This window comes from Phycicoccus jejuensis (assembly GCF_000720925.1).
Lineage (GTDB): Bacteria > Actinomycetota > Actinomycetes > Actinomycetales > Dermatophilaceae > Phycicoccus > Phycicoccus jejuensis.
The window spans coordinates 675022-692880 of sequence record NZ_JOEE01000001.1 but is presented as its reverse complement, the minus strand read 5'-3'; the positions used below and the strand labels follow the sequence as shown (position 1 = coordinate 692880).

Annotated in this window: 13 protein-coding genes, 1 tRNA gene and 1 pseudogene; 5 read left to right on the top strand and 10 right to left on the bottom strand. The window is 74.3% G+C overall.

Annotated elements, in window-relative coordinates:
- Positions 1–3 precede the first annotated feature (3 nt).
- The 4 genes from IG69_RS0103385 to IG69_RS0103370 are packed head-to-tail and all read right to left on the bottom strand — an operon-like array spanning position 4 to position 2281.
- The gene (locus IG69_RS0103385) at positions 4–894 is read right to left on the bottom strand and encodes an AAA family ATPase (protein ID WP_030526769.1); all 891 of its coding nucleotides are present in this window, start codon (positions 892–894) and stop codon (positions 4–6) included.
- Positions 895–938: 44 nt separating this feature from the next.
- The gene (locus tag IG69_RS19920; protein ID WP_157577319.1) at positions 939–1286 is read right to left on the bottom strand and encodes a DUF202 domain-containing protein; all 348 of its coding nucleotides are present in this window, start codon (positions 1284–1286) and stop codon (positions 939–941) included.
- A gap of 7 nt (positions 1287–1293) precedes the next feature.
- A complete protein-coding gene (locus IG69_RS0103375; RefSeq protein ID WP_030526767.1) occupies positions 1294–1668 on the bottom strand; it encodes a DUF202 domain-containing protein in 375 nt (124 codons plus the stop codon).
- A gap of 7 nt (positions 1669–1675) precedes the next feature.
- Positions 1676–2281, bottom strand: coding sequence for a nucleotidyltransferase family protein (locus IG69_RS0103370; RefSeq protein ID WP_030526766.1), 606 nt, complete (start codon positions 2279–2281; stop codon positions 1676–1678).
- A gap of 90 nt (positions 2282–2371) precedes the next feature.
- On the opposite strand from IG69_RS0103370, the gene IG69_RS0103365 reads away from it, so the two are divergent.
- Entirely contained in the window at positions 2372–3493 is a 1122-nt protein-coding gene (locus IG69_RS0103365; RefSeq protein WP_036828728.1) for a DNA glycosylase AlkZ-like family protein, read from the top strand.
- Between the two features lie 298 nt (positions 3494–3791).
- Here the strand turns inward: IG69_RS0103365 and IG69_RS0103355 are convergent, their stop codons facing one another.
- The 4 genes from IG69_RS0103355 to IG69_RS0103340 form a co-directional block, all read right to left on the bottom strand.
- A complete protein-coding gene (locus IG69_RS0103355) occupies positions 3792–5234 on the bottom strand; it encodes an HNH endonuclease (RefSeq protein WP_030526764.1) in 1443 nt (480 codons plus the stop codon).
- A 153-nt stretch (positions 5235–5387) separates the two neighbouring features.
- Positions 5388–10913 (bottom strand): ATP-binding protein, encoded by a 5526-nt coding sequence (locus tag IG69_RS0103350; RefSeq protein ID WP_036828726.1) that lies wholly within the window; start codon positions 10911–10913, stop codon positions 5388–5390.
- Between the two features lie 200 nt (positions 10914–11113).
- Entirely contained in the window at positions 11114–12340 is a 1227-nt protein-coding gene (locus IG69_RS0103345) for an AI-2E family transporter (RefSeq protein ID WP_051750115.1), read from the bottom strand.
- 98 nt (positions 12341–12438) lie between these two features.
- Positions 12439–12522: transfer RNA gene (locus tag IG69_RS0103340), tRNA-Tyr, on the bottom strand.
- A gap of 65 nt (positions 12523–12587) precedes the next feature.
- On the opposite strand from IG69_RS0103340, the gene IG69_RS0103335 reads away from it, so the two are divergent.
- Complete coding sequence (locus tag IG69_RS0103335; protein WP_030526761.1) at positions 12588–13082, top strand: YajQ family cyclic di-GMP-binding protein; 495 nt, start codon at positions 12588–12590, stop codon at positions 13080–13082.
- A 2-nt stretch (positions 13083–13084) separates the two neighbouring features.
- Here the strand turns inward: IG69_RS0103335 and IG69_RS0103330 are convergent, their stop codons facing one another.
- The gene (locus IG69_RS0103330; protein WP_157577317.1) at positions 13085–13384 is read right to left on the bottom strand and encodes a hypothetical protein; all 300 of its coding nucleotides are present in this window, start codon (positions 13382–13384) and stop codon (positions 13085–13087) included.
- Between the two features lie 209 nt (positions 13385–13593).
- On the opposite strand from IG69_RS0103330, the gene IG69_RS0103320 reads away from it, so the two are divergent.
- Positions 13594–13980, top strand: a complete 387-nt coding sequence (locus IG69_RS0103320) for a superantigen-like protein SSL4 (protein WP_030526759.1) — start codon at positions 13594–13596, stop codon at positions 13978–13980.
- Positions 13981–14012: 32 nt separating this feature from the next.
- Here IG69_RS0103320 and IG69_RS23240 read toward each other — a convergent pair.
- A pseudogene (locus IG69_RS23240) lies at positions 14013–14213 on the bottom strand (FG-GAP repeat protein); the annotation flags it as partial.
- A gap of 229 nt (positions 14214–14442) precedes the next feature.
- On the opposite strand from IG69_RS23240, the gene IG69_RS0103310 reads away from it, so the two are divergent.
- Both IG69_RS0103310 and IG69_RS0103305 read left to right on the top strand, forming a co-directional pair.
- Positions 14443–15831, top strand: a complete 1389-nt coding sequence (locus IG69_RS0103310) for a magnesium chelatase ATPase subunit I (RefSeq protein WP_030526757.1) — start codon at positions 14443–14445, stop codon at positions 15829–15831.
- Positions 15824–17848 (top strand): vWA domain-containing protein, encoded by a 2025-nt coding sequence (locus tag IG69_RS0103305; RefSeq protein ID WP_030526756.1) that lies wholly within the window; start codon positions 15824–15826, stop codon positions 17846–17848. The genes IG69_RS0103310 and IG69_RS0103305 overlap by 8 nt, the downstream gene beginning before the upstream one ends.
- Positions 17849–17859 lie beyond the last annotated feature (11 nt).

Here is a 17859-nt window from a genome sequence, read left to right as displayed (position 1 = left end):
GGGTCAGGGGGTGAGCATGACGTCGAGGGCGCGCTTCACCCGCTCGGCGTCCTCGCGGTACTTGACGGCGACGCCGAGGGTCGCGGCGGCGGTCTCGGTGTCGAGGGTGCGGGTGCCGAGCTCGTAGAGGGCGCGCGCCCAGTCGAGGGTCTCGGCGACGCCCGGAGGCTTGAGCATCTCGCGGTCGCCGCGGATGGCGTGCACCGCCCGGACCACCTGCGCCGCAAGGGCTTCGGGCACCTCGGGGGCGCGGCTGCGCACGATCGCGAGCTCGCGCTCGATGCCGGGGTGCTCGAGCCAGTGGTAGAGGCAGCGGCGCTTGAGCGCGTCGTGGAGCTCGCGGGTGCGGTTGGAGGTGAGGACGACCACCGGGGGCGTCGCCGCACGGACCGGGCCGAGCTCGGGGATGGTCACCTGCCACGTCGAGAGCACCTCGAGGAGGAATGCCTCGAACTCGTCGTCGGCCCGGTCGACCTCGTCGACGAGGAGGACGGCCGGGGCGTCGCGCAGGGCCTGGAGGACCGGACGAGCGAGGAGGAAGCGCTCGTCGAAGAGGTCGGCCTCGAGCTCGCGGACGTCCTTGGCCCCGCCCTCGACGGCCTCCAGCGCGCGGACGTGGAGGATCTGGCGGGGGAAGTCCCAGTCGTAGAGGGCCTGGCTCGCGTCGATGCCCTCGTAGCACTGCAGCCGGATGAGCGGCAGGTCCATCGTCTCCGCGAGCGCCTCCGCGAGAGCGGTCTTGCCGGTGCCGGGCTCGCCCTCCATGAGCAGGGGGCGCCCGAGCCGGAGCGAGAGCCAGGTGACCGTCGAGAGCGCGTCGTCGGCGAGGTAGCCGACCCCTCCCAGCGCGCTCGCGAGGTCGTCGGCCGAGGCGAACGTCGTCCTGGGGTCCATGGCCACAGCATCACCCACGACCGGCCCCTGTGGAAGGACGACGCTCACACGAGGTCGGCGAGTGCGGCGACGGCGGCGGCCAGCTCGCCGACCGCGAGCACGACGACGACCACCGCGACGGCCGCGACGAGGCGCCCGTCGCGCAGCACCGAGAGGCGGGGGTCGGCGGGCCCCGCGACCCCGAGCCGGCGCTGCCGCACGGTCGAGAGGACGACGTAGGCGGCGAGCGCGGCGACGAGCACCGTCGGCAGGACGACTGCTCCCCCGAGCCGGTCGAGGGTCAGGCGGCCGACGGTCAGCGCGCCGACGAGCAGCGCGAGCCCGGTGCGCCGCCACGCGAGCGTCGTGCGCTCCTGCTGCATCCCCGGGTCGCGGACGACCTGCTCGGTCACCCGGCGCTCACCCGACCCCGCGCAGCACGCTCGCCCCGGCGAGGACGACGCCGGCGACGACGATCGTCGCCACGACGACGACCATCGTCGGGTTGGAGGGCAGCGGCGTCCCCTCGCGCATCGCCCGCTCGGTACGGGCCCAGGTGCGCCACGCGGTGGCGGCGGTGACCAGGCCCGCGAGGGCGAGGAGGGCGGCGAGCAGCGCCTGCACGGTGTCCCGGAGGGGGAGGTCGAGGGCGTCGAGGGCCGCGGCCCCGGCGAGCAGGGCGAGGGCGGTGCGGGCCCACGCGAGGAAGGTCCGCTCGTTGGCGAGCGAGAAGCGGGGGTCGGGGTCGGCGCCGTGGTCGTAGACGCTCGCCGGCCACCGTCTCCTGTCGCTCACCCGGCCATCATGGCGCGTGGGGATGCCGGCTCAGGGCCTCGGGGGTGTCGGCGTCGGCGCCGCTCGCGAGATCGCCGCACTCGACCGGGGTCGGCGGGTGCGCGGCGAGGTGGTCCCGGGCGCCGCGGTCGCCGCGGGCGGTGTCGGCGACGGCGGCCCAGTGGGCGCGCCCGAGGACGACGGGGTGGCCGGCCGTGCCGTCGTAGGTCGCACGCAGGAGGACCTTCGGGCCGGTGCCGCGGGTCGCGGACAGCACCCGCCGGTACACGCGGGTGCCGACGTCGGGCAGGTCGACGAGGGTCACGAGGGCGGCGTGGACCTCCGGTGCGGCGGTCGCCCCGAGGTGGCGCAGGCCGGCGCGCAGCGAGGCCCCCATCCCCTCGTCCCAGTCCTCGGCGACGACGACGGCGACGCCGGGGACGTCGGCCGTCGCGCGGGCCTCGTCGGCGGCGGCCCCGAGGACGACGACGACCTGCTCGAGCCCCGCGCCCACCAGCCGGTCGAGCGTGACCTCGAGCAGGGTCGGCCCGTCCGCCGTCGGCCGGACCAGCGCCTTGGGGCCGCCCATCCGGCGTCCCGCACCCGCGGCGAGGAGGAGCCCGACGGTCGTCACGCGCCCCAGCCTGCCACCGACGGCCCGGCCCGGGCGCCGGCAGCGGCATCCGGACGGCGACCGTCCGGATGGCCGGTTAGGTTCGTCGGCATGGTGCTGGAGCTCAGCCGACGCGACGCCCGGCGCATCGCGGTGCGCGCGCAGCTGCTGACGCGGGACCGGCCCGCCGACGCGCTGTCGGTGGTGCGCCACCTCGGGCTCGTGCAGATGGACCTCACCGCGCACGTCGCGCCCAACGCCGACCTCGTGCTGTGGAGCCGGCTCGGGTCCGCCTACTCCCCCGAGGTCCTCGACGACCTCCTCGGGTCGGGTCGGCTCGTGGAGCTCCTCGGCTACCTGCGCCCGGCCGAGGACATCGCCCTGTTTCGGGCCGAGATGGACGCCTGGCCCGGGGTCGAGCCGCTCAGCCCGTGGCGGCGTGAGCTCGAGGCGTGGGTCGAGGCGAACCGCGCCTGCCGCGACGACATCCTGACGCTCCTGCGCGCCGAGGGGCCGCTGCCCGCGCGCGAGATCCCCGACACCTGCCTCGTGCCGTGGCGCTCGTCGGGGTGGACGAACAGCAAGAACGTCCAGCGGATGCTCGACATGATGGAACAGCGCGGCGAGGTGGCGGTGGCGTCCCGGGAGAACCGGGAGCGCACCTGGGACCTCGCCTCCCGGGTCCACCCGGACGACCCCGCCGTCCCCTACGCCGAGGCCGAGCAGGAGCGCGACCGCCGCCGGCTCGCCGCCCTGGGGATCGCGCGGGCTCGGGCGACCTTCCCCCCGGGCGAGCCGAACCACGTCGGGGAGCACGGGGTCGAGGCGGTCGTCGAGGGCGTGCGCGGTCGCTGGCGGGTTGACCCGGCGTACCTGGAGGGCGGGTTCGTCGGGCGCACGGCCCTGCTGTCACCGCTGGACCGGCTCGTGATGGACCGCAAGCGGATGACCGAGCTGTTCGAGTTCGACTACCAGCTCGAGATGTACAAGCCGGCGGCGTCGCACCGGTGGGGCTACTTCGCGCTGCCGGTGCTCCACGGGGACCGGCTCGTCGGCAAGGTCGACTCGCACCGGGACGCGGCGGCGGGAGTGCTGCGGGTCGCGGCCGGCCACTGGGACGTCGAGCCGTCCGGGGCGATGCGCGCCGGTGTCGAGCGCGAGCTCCGTTCGCTCGCAGCCCTGCTCGACGTCGACCTGCAGCTGCCCGAGGACGGGGTGGCGGCCGGTGCCTGACGTGCACGACGTCGAGCGGCGCCACCGTGCGTTCTACGACGCCGAGGCGCCGGCCCGGGCGCCGGGCTGGCGTACGTCGGCCTCGACCTGTCGGCTGGACCCGCGGCAGTAGTCCTGGCGGCCGAACGAGGTCGGAGCGGCCGGGCGAGCTCGCGGCGGCGGACGAGGTCGGGGTGACTTCGCGGTGCCGTGGTCACCTCGCCGTGCCGGGGCGCCATGACAGGTCGGCCTGACGAGATCGGGGCGGCCGGACGAGATCGGGGCGGCCGGACGTCAACGGTCCGGGGCGCGGCGCGGGTCAGCCGGTGGTGCGGTGGGCGGGTTCGGTGGTGCGGGTGGCGCCGTCCGGTCCGTGCCAGGTGACGGTGCCGTCAGGGTCGAGGCGGGGTCGCCACCGGCCCTGCTGCTTGAAGCGGTGGTGGCGCCGGCAGAGGTCCTCCAACCCGGTCGGCGTGGTCTGACCGACGGGCCAGGGCCGGACGTGGTCGAGGTCGCAGTGCACGGCCGGGCGGGCACAGCCCCACATCCGGCACGTCCCGTCCCGGGTCTTGACGAACTCGCTGATCGCCTTCGAGGGCTTGTACGCGCCGGTGGTGAGGGAGGCCAGGGTCCCGGTGTCGGCCTCGAGCACGGCGCGGGCCACCTCGAACGGCAGCAGCTTGAGGAGGTTGGCGAGGGTGGCGGGGTCGACCCACCCCAGGCCGGGCAGCTGCGTGCCTGACACCGCGTACCCCGACGACACCACCGCCTGCTTCACGCTGAGGTCGCCGTCGAGCTCGGCCGGCTCCTCCAACCACGACAGCTCCTCCCGCGAGTCCGGGTCGAGGTCGCCGTACCGCACGACCTCCCCGGTCGTGCCGTCCACGAGGGTGTCCTCGTCGTCCCACTCCACCCGGAACCGCGTCCCGCACTGCTCCTCGGGCGCCGCCCGGTCGGCCACGACCGGCACCCCGAGGGTGACCTGCGCGCTGACCTTCACTTTGCGCAGCACGAGGTCGGCCAGCGCGTCCGCCCGCGACTCCGGCACCGACAGCGCCTCATCGCTCTGGCGGTAGTCCCCGGCCAGCTCCTCCACCGCCGCCCACATCGCGCTCGAGGTCGCCGTCGGCAGGGACGCGAACCAGTCCGTCAGTCCGTCCTCACCCGGGCACACCTCCACCCGGCGCCCCTTGCGCGTCCGCGCCACGTGCGCCGCGACCTGGTCGGCCGCCACCCGCGTCGCGACCCGCCGCGCCTCACCCGCGACCCGCGCCGGGTCCATCCCCGCCAACCGGGGCGCCAGCGCCGCATCCACCTGCCCGCAGGCCTCGGCGTCCAGCCCGGCGCACGCGTCGACCACCTTCTGCACGTTCACCACGGCCACCTCGCCCGCGACGAGCAGCTCACGCACCCGCGGGAACCGCTCACCCAGCGCAGCACCCAACGCCGCCTTCCGGCCCGCCACCCCCTCGGTCAACCCCGTCGCAAGCGACATCCGCGTCGACGCCATCGCGTCGACGAACCCCACCGGGTGCACCCGCTCCCACGAGCCCGAGCGCACCGTCGTCTCCACCCGAGCGCCCCACGCGCCAGCCACGGAGACCACCGCGTCCGCAGCGTTCGCCACCCCCTGCGCCTCCCCCGCCAGCGCGAACGCCTCCTCCGACGACAGGACGTGACCACCCTCGACCAGCTCGGCCCCCAGCCGCGCGCACTCCTCGCGCAGCCCCGCAATGCGGCGGGAGAGGGTCTCGGTGTCCATGCCTCAGTCTATCGAACGTGAGTTCGAGAGACAAGGTCTTGGCCAGTCCTGTGGATGACGAATCGAGCTGTGCCACAGACCTCCTCGCCGTCCCGGCGCCGACAGCATGGAAGAGCCCCGTCGCCCTGGTGACGACGGGGCTCCTCGACGACCTCAGACGGTAGGGACCTCGCCCGGCGCGAGCTCCGCCTCGAGCGCGGCGACGATGCTCGGGCGCAGGTCACGCGCCGCGATGACGGTGTCGACCGACCCGACCTCGACGGCGCGGTGGATGTCGTGGACGCGGTCGAACTCGGACGCGACCTTGCCGAGCATCTCCGAACGCACCGACTGCCGGACGGTCGCGAGCTCGCTGGCCAGCAGCGGACGCTCCGTGGCGGAGGCCTCGCGCACCCGCGCCTCGAGGTCCGTGACCCGCGGGTCCGCGGCGGTCCGCGCGTCCACGTCCCGGGCGAACACGACGGCCGCGGCCGGCGCACCGCCGAGGACCGACGCGAACGACCCCTCGATGGCGAGCACCGTCATCCGCGGGTTGAGCGCCTTGGAGAACACGACGAACGCGCCTCCGTGGTAGCGGGACACGACGACGAAGACGATCGGGCCCTCGAAGTTGACGATGGCGCGGCCGATCTCGGCGCCGTACTCGAGCTGCAACCCGCGCATCGACTCCGGCGACCCGTCGAAGCCCGACAGGTTGGCCAGCACGACGAGCGGGCGGTTGCCCGAGGCGGCGTTGATGGCCCGGGCCGCCTTCTTCGACGAGCGCGGGAACAGCGTCCCCGCCGTGTAGGTGTCGGGGCCGTCGGTGGGAGGGAAGCCGCGACGGGCGACCGTCCGCGACTCGATCCCCAACAGCGCCACCGGGATCCCGCCGATGCGCGCGTCGAACACCACGGCGGTCTCGGCGTCGGCCATGCCGGCCCAGCGCTCGAGCGTGTCGTGGTCCTGGTCGGCCACCGCCCGCATCACGGTGCGGATGTCGAACGCCTTCTTGCGGTCCGGGTTCATCGCCGACGAGAAGATGTCGCCGACGCTCGTGAACTCGCTGCCCTCCATGACGTGCGGGAAGACCGTGACGTCGCGGTCGACCGGGTCGGTCGTCGGCGCCCGTCGCGGGCCGGACTCGCCGGGAGCGGTCCACGTCGAGTCGTAGTGCGCGAGAAGGACTCCGTAGGCGTCGACGAGGTCCTTGGCCCAGTACTGCGCCTGCCCGTTGGGGCCCATGACGCGGTCGTAGCCGCCGATGCCGAAGTTGTCCTCGGCGCTGACGCCACCGGAGAAGTCGAGCGACTGCTTGCCGGTGAGCACCATGGCCGAGTCCGGCGTCATGACGAGGATGCCCTTGGTGTGCATGAGCATCGTCGCCTCGGCGTTCCAGTACGGCTGCGCCCCGACGTTGATGCCCGCGACGACGACGTTGACCTCGCCGCCGGCCTGCGTGAACTCGATGATCCGCTTGAGCGCCTTGGCGACCCAGTCCATGTTCTCGGTGCCCGAGTCCATCGAGATGCGCGCGCCGGCCGAGAGGGCGAACCACTCCACGGGCAGCCCGCGCTCCTCCGCGAGGTCGAGCGCGGCGATGACCCGCCGGCACTCCGGCTCGGCGACCGCGCCGAGGGCGCGCAGGGGGTCGCCGCAGAGCAGGACGCGGGTGACACCCTCGGGGTGCAGCGGGGTCGGCGTCGTGACGACGCCGCAGATCATCCCGGCGGTGTTCTGGCCGTAGGGCCGGTCGACCGGCACGAGCGCACCGGACTCGTCGAGGTCGTACTCGACGGCCTCTCCCCCGCCGCCGGCGATCATCGACACGAGCTCGTACGGGTAGACCAGGCCGCGACGGCGCGCGCGGACCACCTTCTCGGCGTAGGAGTCCAGCGGGCGCAGCCGTTCGGTCGGCGGCTGCTCGACGGTGAACGCGACCCCCGAGCCCGGCTGGTAGGTGAACCGGGCGCAGATCGGCACCGAGTGGTCGCGCTCGGCCCCGATGGAGCCCTCGATGCGCACCTCCTCGATGCCCGCGCCGGCGGTCATCGGGGCGACCTTGCCCTGGAGGGCGGTCAGCTGGTCGAGGTCGCCCTCGACCGGCGGCCAGATGTGCAGCCAGACGTGGTTCATGTCGAGCCGGGCCCCGCCGCCCAGCGTGGCGCGGGCACGGCGGACGGCCTCGAGGCAGTTGGCCAGCGCACGCTCGACGTGCGGCAGCGCGGTGACCCTGCCCGCCTCGTCGCGCACGACGACGAGCTGACGGACCTGGGCCAGCGCGACGAGCCGCTGGTCCTGCGAGTTCTCCTTGGCGACCGCGTGCAGGAGGAGGACGTCCTCCGGCGCGTCGAGGCGGGTCAGCGCGAAGTCGCGCAGGCGCCAGACGTTGAGCCGGCGGCCGACCATCGGGTGCACGCCGCGCACGGGGTCGTCCTCGACGAGGCTGCCGTCGGGCTGCGCCCGGAAGGTGAAGTAGCCGACCTCGCGCTCGTCGTCCGGCACGACACCGACCGCCACGCGGCGGCACGCGTGGGCGAAGGCCATCCCGCCGAGGCGCTCCGCGAGCTCGGCCGACGCCGCCTCGGGGTCCGTCGGGAGCGCGGGCCAGTGGACGTAGAGGTCGACGACCGCGTCCTGGCCGTCCTCGCGCTCGGCGACGAGCCGCTCGAGCAGCGTGGCGAGGGACGAGCCGGCCGTCAGCTCGTCGACCGTGCCGACGGTGCTCACGAGGTGGGTGCCGGTGCCGTCGAGGCGGTAGTCCGCGACCGCGACCGACCGTCCCTCCTCGGCCCGCTCGCTCAGCCCGCTGAGGGCGTGCTCGCGGTAGTGGCGCTTGACGAGGACCTCGAGCATCGGCTCGCGCTCGGGCACACCAGCCCGCAGCCGCTCGCCGAGGAAGCGGACGATGCGCTCGGGGATGTCGGCCAGCGCGTCGACGCGCGCGGTGCGCTCCGGCCCGGGGGCCATCGCGTCGATCTCCTCGAGCTCGGCCCCGACGGAGCCGAGCACGCTGCGACGGTCCTCGTCGACGAGGGGCTGGTCGAACCAGCGGAAGCGGACGCTGCGCGCGAGGTCGCCGACGACCGGGAAGCGCAGCTGGGTCGCGACGACGAGGCGGTCGAGGAGGTCGTGGGCGGCCTGGCCGGCGTCGCCCTCGGGCCGCGGCTCGCCGAGCCAGCGCTGGAGGATGGAGGTCGCCATCGCCACCTCGGGGGCGGAGCGCTGCTGCGAGAGGAAGATCCGGAAGACGGCGCCCTCGAGCTGCGGCGTGCGGTCCAGGCCCTCGACCTCGTGGTGGCGCAGCACGCGCTCGAGGCGGGAGACGAAGTCGGCCGGAAGGCCGCCGCGCTCGGCGTCGAGGGTCTGGAGGAACGTGCGGAAGTGCTCGCGCGGGCTGTGGACCCGGTTCTCGACGTGCGCCTCCTGCCCGACGGGCCGGTTGCGCGCGAGCTCGGCGAGGTCGGCGAAGACGGTCAGGAGGTCGATCTCGTCGCGGACCACGCCCTGCCCCCCGGCGGCGAGCTCGTCGCGCGCGGTGAGGTAGCCCTCGAGCGCGGCACCCTGGTGGGCGGCGTCGAGGTCGTAGCCGAGGAGCATCGCCGAGAGGTCGGCGCGCCCGCGGTCGGCCCGGCGGCGGGCGTCCCCGTCGGTCGTGACCTCGGGGAGGTCGAGGTCGACGACCGCGCCGGCGTCGGCGACGGCCTCCTCGGCGTCGCCCGTCGGCTCGAGGCGGACCATAGGGGCACCGGTCTCGACCTGGCTGCCCGTGGCGACCATGAGGTCCTTGACGCGGGCCGCGAACGGCGCCGGCAGGACGGTCTCCATCTTCATCGACTCGAGGACGAGGACGGGCGCGCCGGCCGCGACCTCGTCACCCACCGCGACCGGGGTGGCGACGACGAGCGCCGGTGCGGGCGAACGCAGCACGCCGCCCTCGTCGCGGCTGACGCGGTGCGTCACACCGTCGACCTCGACGAGCTGGACCGGGCCGTGGGCCGCGGTGACGAGGCGGTGCAGGCGGTCACCGACGCGCAGGCGGCTCGCGTAGTCGCCGAGGCGCTCGAGCTCGGCGTCGACCGTGTGCTCGCCCGCCGCGTCGGCGACGGTGACCCGGAAGCGCGAGGGCCCGGTGCGCAGGACGGTGACCTTGTACGCGGTGCCGCGCAGCTTGAGGTCGACGGCGCGGCCGACGTCGTGCTGCACCTGCGGGCGCCCACCACGGGCGGTCTCCAGCAGGCGGGCCCGCTCGATGGCCTCGGCGTCGAGGTAGGCCTCGATGCCCGCGGCGACGAGCGCGACCCCGGAGTGCTCGGTCGTGACGAGGCGCCCCTCGCCGCGCACGCGGTCGATCCATCCGGTGTCGGCGGTGCCGTCGACGACCTCGGGCTGGGCGAGCAGGTCGAGGATGAACGACTTGTTCGTCGCGCCGCCCTCGATGACGACCGTCGTCTCGCGCATCGCCCGGCGCAGGCGGGCCAGCGCCTGCTCGCGGTCCTGGCCGTAGGCGATGATCTTGGCGATCATCGAGTCGAAGTCGGCGGGGATCGAGTCGCCCTCGGCCACACCGGTGTCGACGCGGATGCCGGGGCCGGCCGGCAGCTCGAGGTGGACGATGCGCCCGGGGGCCGGAGCGAAGTCGCGGTCGGGGTCCTCGGCGTTGAGGCGGGCCTCGACGGCGTGGCCGAGCTCGTCGGGTCGCTCGCCCTCGAGCCGCCCTCCCTCGGCGACGTGGATCTGGAGGCGGACGAGGTCGGTGCGCGTGACGACCTCGGTGATCGGGTGCTCGACCTGGAGACGGGTGTTGACCTCGAGGAACGCGAAGAAGCGCTCGCCCGGGTGGTAGAGGAACTCGACCGTGCCGGCGCCGGCGTAGTCGACGGCCACCGCGAGCCGCTCGGCCGAGGCCTTGAGCTCGGCGACCTGGTCGGCGTCGAGCAGCGGCGACGCCGACTCCTCGATGACCTTCTGGTTGCGCCGCTGCACCGAGCAGTCGCGCACGCCGATGGCCCACGCGGTGCCCTGCCCGTCGGCGATGACCTGCACCTCGACGTGCCGTGCCCCGGTGACGAGCTTCTCGAGGAAGACGACGCCCGACCCGAACGCGCGCTCGGCCTCGTCGCGGGTGCGCTGGTAGGCGTCCTCGAGCTCGGCGTCGGAGGCGACCTTGCGGATGCCGCGACCACCACCGCCGGCGGTCGCCTTGAGCATGAGCGGGTAGCCGATGCGCCCGGCGGCCTCGACGGCCTCCTCGAGGGTGTCGACCCCGCCACGGCTCCACGGCGCGACGGGGACGCCGACCTCCTCGGCGATGAGCTTGGAGCCGATCTTGTCGCCCAGGCGGCGCATGGCCTCCGGGCTCGGCCCGATGAAGGTGACGCCCAGCTCGCGGCAGAGCTCGGCGAAGGCGGGGTCCTCGGCGACGAAGCCCCAGCCGACCCAGACGGCGTCGGCGCCGGTCTCGCGCAGCGCCGTCGCGAGCTTCGCGTGGTCGAGGTAGGGGCGGCTCGACGCCGGCCCGAGGTCGTACGCGACGTCGCTCTCGCGGACGAACATCGCCGTGCGCTCGGCCTCGGTGTGCAGCGCGACGACCTCGGTGCGGGGCTCCCCCGGAGCGCGCTCGGCGTTGAGGTCGCGGACGGCGTGCACGAGCCGCATCGCGGACTCTCCACGGTTGACGACGGCGATCCGCGAGAACATGCGCCGAGCCTGCCATCCGAGCGCGGTGACTCGCGAGTAATGGACGGCGAGCACCGATGTCGGTCCCTCAGCCCGCCCCGACCCGCCGGTGGTCCCACGCGTATCGGGTCACCCGATACGGGCGCGCTTAACCCGGGAACCGTTGTCGGGGGAAGCGCAGGTGTATCGGGTCACCCGATACGCGAGTGACTCGCGGGGGGTCAGCGAGCGGCTGGGCGCTCCGGCGCGTCGGCGTCCTCGGCGGCCCGGCGGGCCTCCTCGAGGGCGGGCAGCTCGGGCTCGTCCTCCTCGGGGTCGACGCGCGGGGCGACGAGCGCGGCGACGCGCTCCTCGGTCTCGGGGGTGATCTCGTAGCGGCGCTGGTAGATCTCGAGCATGGCCATCGCGGTCGCCGCGAGCGGGACACCCATGAGCGCGCCCGAGAGCCCGAACAGCTGCGCCCCGAGCAGCGCCGCCCCGAACGACACCGCCGGGTGGACGTCGACCGCCCGGGCGGAGATGCGCGGCTCGATCGTCAGGTTCTCGACCTGCTGGTAGGCGATGCCCCACACGAGCACCCACACGCCGAGCCACGGGTCGGGCGAGGTGAGCCCGACGACCACCGGCAGCGCGATGGAGACGTACGTGCCGATGTTCGGGATGAACTGCGCGACGAGGCCGGTCCACAGGGCCAGCGGCAGCCAGTACGGCAGGTCGAGGAGGAAGAAGGCGACGCCGCTCGCGACGGCGTTGAGCGAGGCGAGGACGACGCGGGCGGCGATGTAGTTGCCGACCTTGACCTTCGCGAGGTCCCAGGCGGTGAGGAACGGCACCTGGACGCGGGGGTTCATCCGGCCGGCGAGCCACCGGCGCAGGCGGGGCATCCCGGCCGAGATGTAGAAGACGAGGAACGCGACGACGAAGATGCCGAAGAAGGCGCCGAGCAGCGCGGTGAGGAAGCCGAAGACGCCGAACGCGACGCTCTGGGCGTACCCGCTGAGGTCCGACGGGGAGATGCCGGCCTGCTCGAGGAGGTCGTCGTAGGTGTACTGCGAGCCGGTGGCGCGGTTGACCTGCTCGAGCACGTCGGAGGCAATGCCCGGCACGGCCGAGACGAGCGCGGTCAGCTGGTCGACGAGGAGGCTGCCGAAGAGCCAGAGGAAGGCCCCGATGGCCAGCAGCGCGGTGAGCATCACCGTGGCCGTCGCGGCGGCGCGCGGCATCCAGCGGGTGAGGCGCGCGACGGCCGGCTCCATCGCGAGCGCGACGAACCAGCTCATGACGACGTAGAAGACCATCGAGCTGCCGCGCCACAGGACGAACCCGAGGACCGCGACGCCGAGCAGGACGCCGACGACGGCCACGGTCCGCCGGCGGTCGGTGCGGTGGGCCGGGTCGAGGATGTCGGGGTCGGTGCCCGCCACGGCGGTGGGCGTCGTCTCGCTCATGCGCCGCAGCCTAGGGCCGACCCGCACCGCCCGCCGGGACCCGGCGGGAACGACGGAGCCCGGCCCCGGCAGGTGCCGGGACCGGGCCTCGTGAGCACTGGTGGCAGGTGAAGGATTCGAACCTTCGAAGCTTTCGCGACGGATTTACAGTCCGCTCCCATTGGCCGCTCGGGCAACCTGCCTGGTGCGCATGGAAGGATAGCAAGCCGCACCCAGCCGACCCAATCGACCCCAGGAGGGCCCCTCGATGGCCGACAGCAGCTTCGACATCGTCAGCAAGTTCGACCGCCAGGAGGTCGCCAACGCCGTCAACACCGCGGCCAAGGAGATCGCCAACCGGTACGACTTCAAGGGGGTCGGCGCGAGCGTCGAGCTCTCCGGCGACGTCATCAAGATGGAGGCCAACAGCGAGGACCGCTGCAAGGCGGTGCTCGACGTCGTCGAGACGTGGCTCGTCAAGCGCGGCGTCTCGCTCAAGCACCTCGACGTCCCCGAGGCCGGCCCGCGCCTGTCGGGCAAGGAGTACAAGCTCGACGTCGCGCTCAAGGAGGGGCTCACCTCCGAGAACGCGAAGAAGATCACCAAGCTGATCCGCGACGAGGGCCCCAAGAGCGTCAAGACGCAGATCCAGGGCGACGAGGTCCGGGTCACGAGCAAGTCCCGCGACGACCTTCAGGCCGTCCAGCGCCTCCTCACCGAGGCCGACCTCGACGTCGCGCTCAGCTACACCAACCGCCGCTGACCTCAGGGGGCGACGTAGGTCGGCACGCCCAGCACCTCGCCGTACCAGAGCCGGGAGGTCGGGCCGCTGCTGCGGGTCACGTACCGCCCGGGCCCCTGCTCGTCGCTGAACCCGACGGCGCCGGCGTCCGTCGCCGAGCCGACGTCCTCGCCCCGCTCGCCCACGAGCAGGCGCGAGGCGCGCTCCTCGACCGGATCTCCGGGGCGCAGGTAGGTGCCCGACGCGATGCTGCCGCCGAACCGGTCGCCGCCCTCGACGTGGCCGCCGGAGAAGGGGTAGGAGGCCTCGTTGAGGGCGCTCATCACCCCGTTCTGCTCGGCCCCGTCGTCGAAGGTCGTGACGGCCCCGGCCGCGCCACGTGCCGCCCTGGGTCAGGGAGACGCTGCTGCGCACGGTGGCTCCGGTCACCGAGAGCGAGACCGCGCTCCCCACGTCCGGGGTCGACCCGATGTCCTCGCGCGGCACGCCGACGGTGAACGAGGTGCGCCCACCCGACGCCAGCGAGTAGCCGGTGACCGACCAGCCGAAGCTGTCGTCCTGCTCGGGCGAGCCCGGGACCCCGGCCGTCGACTGGGCGAACGTCGACCCGCTCCACCGCATGTCGCCGTCGAGGGTGAGCACGGAGACGGCGCCGGCGTCCCGCACGCTGCCGATGTCCTCCCGCGGGGTCCCGACCACCACCGTCCCGTCGCCGGCGGGGGCGAGCACCTGCCCGAAGAGGTCGCCGGACTCGGCGACCCCGGCGACGCCCGGCGTGTCCTCGGTCGCGAGCACCGCCGTGCCGGGCAGGCCGCCCGGCACCGGGATCGCGACGACGCCCCCACCCGCGCGGCCGTTCGGCGCCACGGCGCCGGCCGACGACGGCGCGGAGACCACCCGGGCGTCGGCCCCGCGGTAGCCCCCCGGGCTGCCCAGGGCGATGACCACGGCCCCCGACGACCCGTGGCCCGGGACGCCGATGACGAGGTCGGCGCACCGGTCGCCGTTGAGCTCGGTCACGAGCACCGCGGCCCCGAACTGCTCGGTCGGGCTCGGCGTCCCCAGCCCGAACGTCGCCCCGGTCAGCTGCTGCCCGCCGCCGCGCGTGAACCGGACGTCGACGCCGCCACCCTGGGGGTGGAGGGTCGGCATCCCGACGACGACCTCGGGCACGCCGTCGCCGTCGAGGTCCCCCACGGCCCGGATATCGGTGCTGTCGCAGCCCGCGACCGCGCCGGCGGGTGGTCCTCGTCGTGCGCGCCGTCGCGCTCGACGGCACCCTAGGGCCGTCGCGACCCCCTGGCGTGCCGGGTTGCGGGATCGTGCAGGCATCCCCACCTCCGGGCTCCCGTCGTCGGCGATGCTGACGTAGCGTGAGGTGATGAGCGCCCCACCGGCCGTCAGCACCGTCGGCGAGCTGCGCGCGTCGGGCCACGAGGCCCGCGGCGTGCACGCCGAGATCCGCGAGAACCTCCTCGCCGCCCTCCGCGAGGGCCGCGACCCGTGGCCGGGGATGCACGGCTTCGGGACCACCGTCATCCCCCGGCTGGAGCGGGCGCTGCTCGCCGGCCACGACGTCGTCCTCCTCGGCGAGCGCGGGCAGGGCAAGACCCGCCTGCTGCGCAGCATCGTCGGGCTGCTCGACGAGTGGACGCCCGTCATCGAGGGCTCCGAGCTCGGCGAGCACCCGTACGAGCCGATCACGGTCGAGTCGCGCCGCCGGGCCGAGGAGCTCGGGGACGCGCTGCCGGTGGCGTGGCGCCACCGCGACGAGCGCTACGCCGAGAAGCTCGCGACGCCGGACACGAGCGTCGCCGACCTCATCGGCGACGTCGACCCGATGCGCGTCGCCGAGGGCCGCCGGCTCGGCGACCCCGAGACGATCCACTTCGGCCTCATTCCGCGCAGCCACCGCGGCGTCGTCGCCATCAACGAGCTGCCCGACCTCGCCGAGCGCATCCAGGTCGCGATGCTCAACGTCATGGAGGAGCGCGACATCCAGATCCGCGGGTACGTCCTGCGGCTGCCGCTCGACGTGCTCGTCGTCGCGAGCGCGAACCCCGAGGACTACACCAACCGCGGTCGGATCATCACGCCGCTCAAGGACCGCTTCGGGGCCGAGATCCGCACCCACTACCCGCAGGAGGTCGACGACGAGGTCGCCGTGATCCGGCAGGAGGCGAGCCTCGTCGCCGAGGTCCCGGACTTCCTCGTCGAGATCGTCGCGCGCTTCACCCGCGGCCTGCGCGGGTCGAGCTCGGTCGACCAGCGCTCGGGCGTCTCGGCGCGCTTCGCCATCGCCGCGGCCGAGACCGTGGCCGCCGCGGCCCTGCACCGGGCGACCTCCCAGGGCGAGACCGAGGCCGTGGCCCGGGTCGTCGACCTCGAGGCCGCGCTCGAGGTGCTCCGCGGCAAGGTCGAGCTCGAGACCGGCGAGGAGGGGCGCGAGCGCGAGGTGCTCGGGCACCTGCTGCGCACCGCGACCGCCGAGACCGCACGCCGCCGGCTCGGGGGCATCGACCTCGCCCTGCTCGTCGAGGCCATCGAGGACGGCGCGATGGTCGCGACCGGCGAGCAGGTCACCGCACGGGCCTTCCTCGACGCGCTGCCGGTGCTCGGCGAGTCCGACGTCTACGACCAGGTCGCCGAGCGGCTGGGCGCGACGACCGAGGGCGAGCGGGCCAGCGCGATGGAGCTCGCGCTCGAGGGCCTGTACCTGGCCCGCCGCATCGGCAAGGACAGCGACGGGTCGGAGACCGTCTATGGCTGACCGGGGCGCGCGGCGCTCGCGCTTCACGCGCTACGGGGGCGGCGACCCGCTGGCCCCGCCGGTCGACCTGCGCGAGGCGCTCGACGCCATCGGCGAGGACGTCATGGCCGGCTACTCCCCCGAGCGGGCGATGCGCGAGCTGCTGCGCCAGGGCACGCGTGACCACCCCGGCCTCGACGAGCTCGCCCGCCGCGTGGCCGAGCGCCGACGGGAGCTGCTCCGGCGGCACAACCTCGACGGAACGCTCGAGGAGGTGCGTCGGCTGCTCGACGAGGCGGTCCTCGCGGAACGCAAGCAGCTGGCCCGCGACCTCGACGACGACGCGCGCTTCGCCGAGATGCGCATCGAGAACCTCTCCCCCACACCGGCGGCCGCGGTGAGCGAGCTGTCGGACTACGCGTGGCGCTCGTCCGAGGGACGCGAGAAGTACGAGCAGATCAAGGACCTGCTCGGCCGCGAGCTGCTGGACCAGCGTTTTGCCGGGATGAAGCAGGCCCTCGAGAACGCGACCGACGAGGACCGCGCCGCCGTCGAGGAGATGGTCCGCGACCTCGGCGACCTGCTCGAGGCGCACGCGCGGGGCGACGACACCGAGCAGCAGTTCCGGGACTTCATGGACAAGCACGGCGACTTCTTCCCCGAGAAGCCCGAGTCCGTCGAGGAGCTCGTCGACGCCCTCGCCGCCCGGGCCGCGGCCGCCCAGCGGATGATGGCCTCGATGTCGCCGGAGCAGCGCGCCGAGCTCATGCAGCTGTCCCAGCAGGCCTTCGGCTCACCGGGACTCATGGACCAGCTCTCGCGCCTCGACGGCCTGCTGCAGGGCCTGCGCCCCGGCGAGGACTGGGGCGGCTCCGAGCGGTTCGACGGCGAGCAGGGGCTCGGGCTCGGCGACGGCACCGGTGTCCTCCAGGACCTCGCGCAGCTCGACGCGCTCTCCGAGCAGCTCTCGCAGTCCGGCCCCGGCTCGCGGATGGACGACGTCGACCTCGACGCCCTCGCGCGCCACCTCGGGCAGGACGCCGCCGTCGACGCCCGTGCGCTCGCCGACCTCGAGAAGGCGCTGCGCGACAGCGGGATGCTGACCCGCTCGTCCGACGGCTCGCTCCGCCTCTCGCCCAAGGCGATGCGCGAGCTCGGCAAGTCCCTCCTGCGCGACGTCGCCGGCCGGTTGTCGAGCCGGGGCGGCCAGCGCGACACCCGTCAGGCCGGGGCGGCGGGCGAGCAGAGCGGCGGGACGCGCCCGTGGGAGTTCGGCGACACCGAGCCGTGGGACACGACGCGCACGATGACCAACGCCATCACCCGCACCGTCGGCGAGGGCGGCGACCCCGCGCAGGGGATGCGCCTGGACATCCGCGACGTCGAGGTGACCGAGACCGAGGCGCGCACCCGGGCCGCGGTGGCGCTGCTCGTCGACACCTCGTTCTCGATGGCGATGGACGGCCGCTGGGTGCCGATGAAGCGCACCGCGCTCGCGCTGCACCAGCTCGTCTCGACCCGCTTCCGCGGCGACGACCTCCAGCTCGTCGCGTTCGCCCGGCACGCCCGCACGATGGACATCGAGACCCTGACCGGCCTCGACGCCGAGTGGGACAAGGGGACGAACCTCCACCACGCGCTGCTGCTCGCGAACCGGCACTTCCGCCAGCACCCCGACGCGCAGCCGGTGCTGCTCGTCGTGACCGACGGCGAGCCCACCTCGCACCTCGAGCCCGGCGGGGGCGTGTTCTTCGACTACCCGCCGCACCCCCGCACCCTGGCCCTGGCCGTCCGCGAGCTCGACGCCTCGGCGCGGCTCGGGGCGCAGGTGACGTTCTTCCGCCTCGGGGAGGACCCGGGCCTCGCGCGCTTCGTCGACTCGATGGCCCGGCGCGCGCACGGGCGGGTCGTCGCCCCCGAGCTCGGCGACCTCGGGGCCGCGGTCGTCGGGTCCTACCTCGACGGGCGTGCCCCCGGGCAGGCGGCGTTCGGGTCCTACCGCGACCTCTTCGGGGGCCGCGGCTTCTGGGCCGGCTGACCCCCGACCGC

Coding starts and splice junctions, on each gene's coding strand:
- IG69_RS0103350 (WP_036828726.1), bottom strand. CDS start 10,913: ATGTTCTCGCGGATCGCCGTCGTCAACCGTGGAGAGTCCGCGATGCGG.
- IG69_RS0103305 (WP_030526756.1), top strand. CDS start 15,824: ATGGCTGACCGGGGCGCGCGGCGCTCGCGCTTCACGCGCTACGGGGGC.
- IG69_RS0103335 (WP_030526761.1), top strand. CDS start 12,588: ATGGCCGACAGCAGCTTCGACATCGTCAGCAAGTTCGACCGCCAGGAG.
- IG69_RS0103385 (WP_030526769.1), bottom strand. CDS start 894: ATGGACCCCAGGACGACGTTCGCCTCGGCCGACGACCTCGCGAGCGCG.
- IG69_RS0103310 (WP_030526757.1), top strand. CDS start 14,443: ATGAGCGCCCCACCGGCCGTCAGCACCGTCGGCGAGCTGCGCGCGTCG.
- IG69_RS0103365 (WP_036828728.1), top strand. CDS start 2,372: ATGGTGCTGGAGCTCAGCCGACGCGACGCCCGGCGCATCGCGGTGCGC.
- IG69_RS0103355 (WP_030526764.1), bottom strand. CDS start 5,234: ATGGACACCGAGACCCTCTCCCGCCGCATTGCGGGGCTGCGCGAGGAG.
- IG69_RS0103330 (WP_157577317.1), bottom strand. CDS start 13,384: ATGAGCGCCCTCAACGAGGCCTCCTACCCCTTCTCCGGCGGCCACGTC.
- IG69_RS0103345 (WP_051750115.1), bottom strand. CDS start 12,340: ATGAGCGAGACGACGCCCACCGCCGTGGCGGGCACCGACCCCGACATC.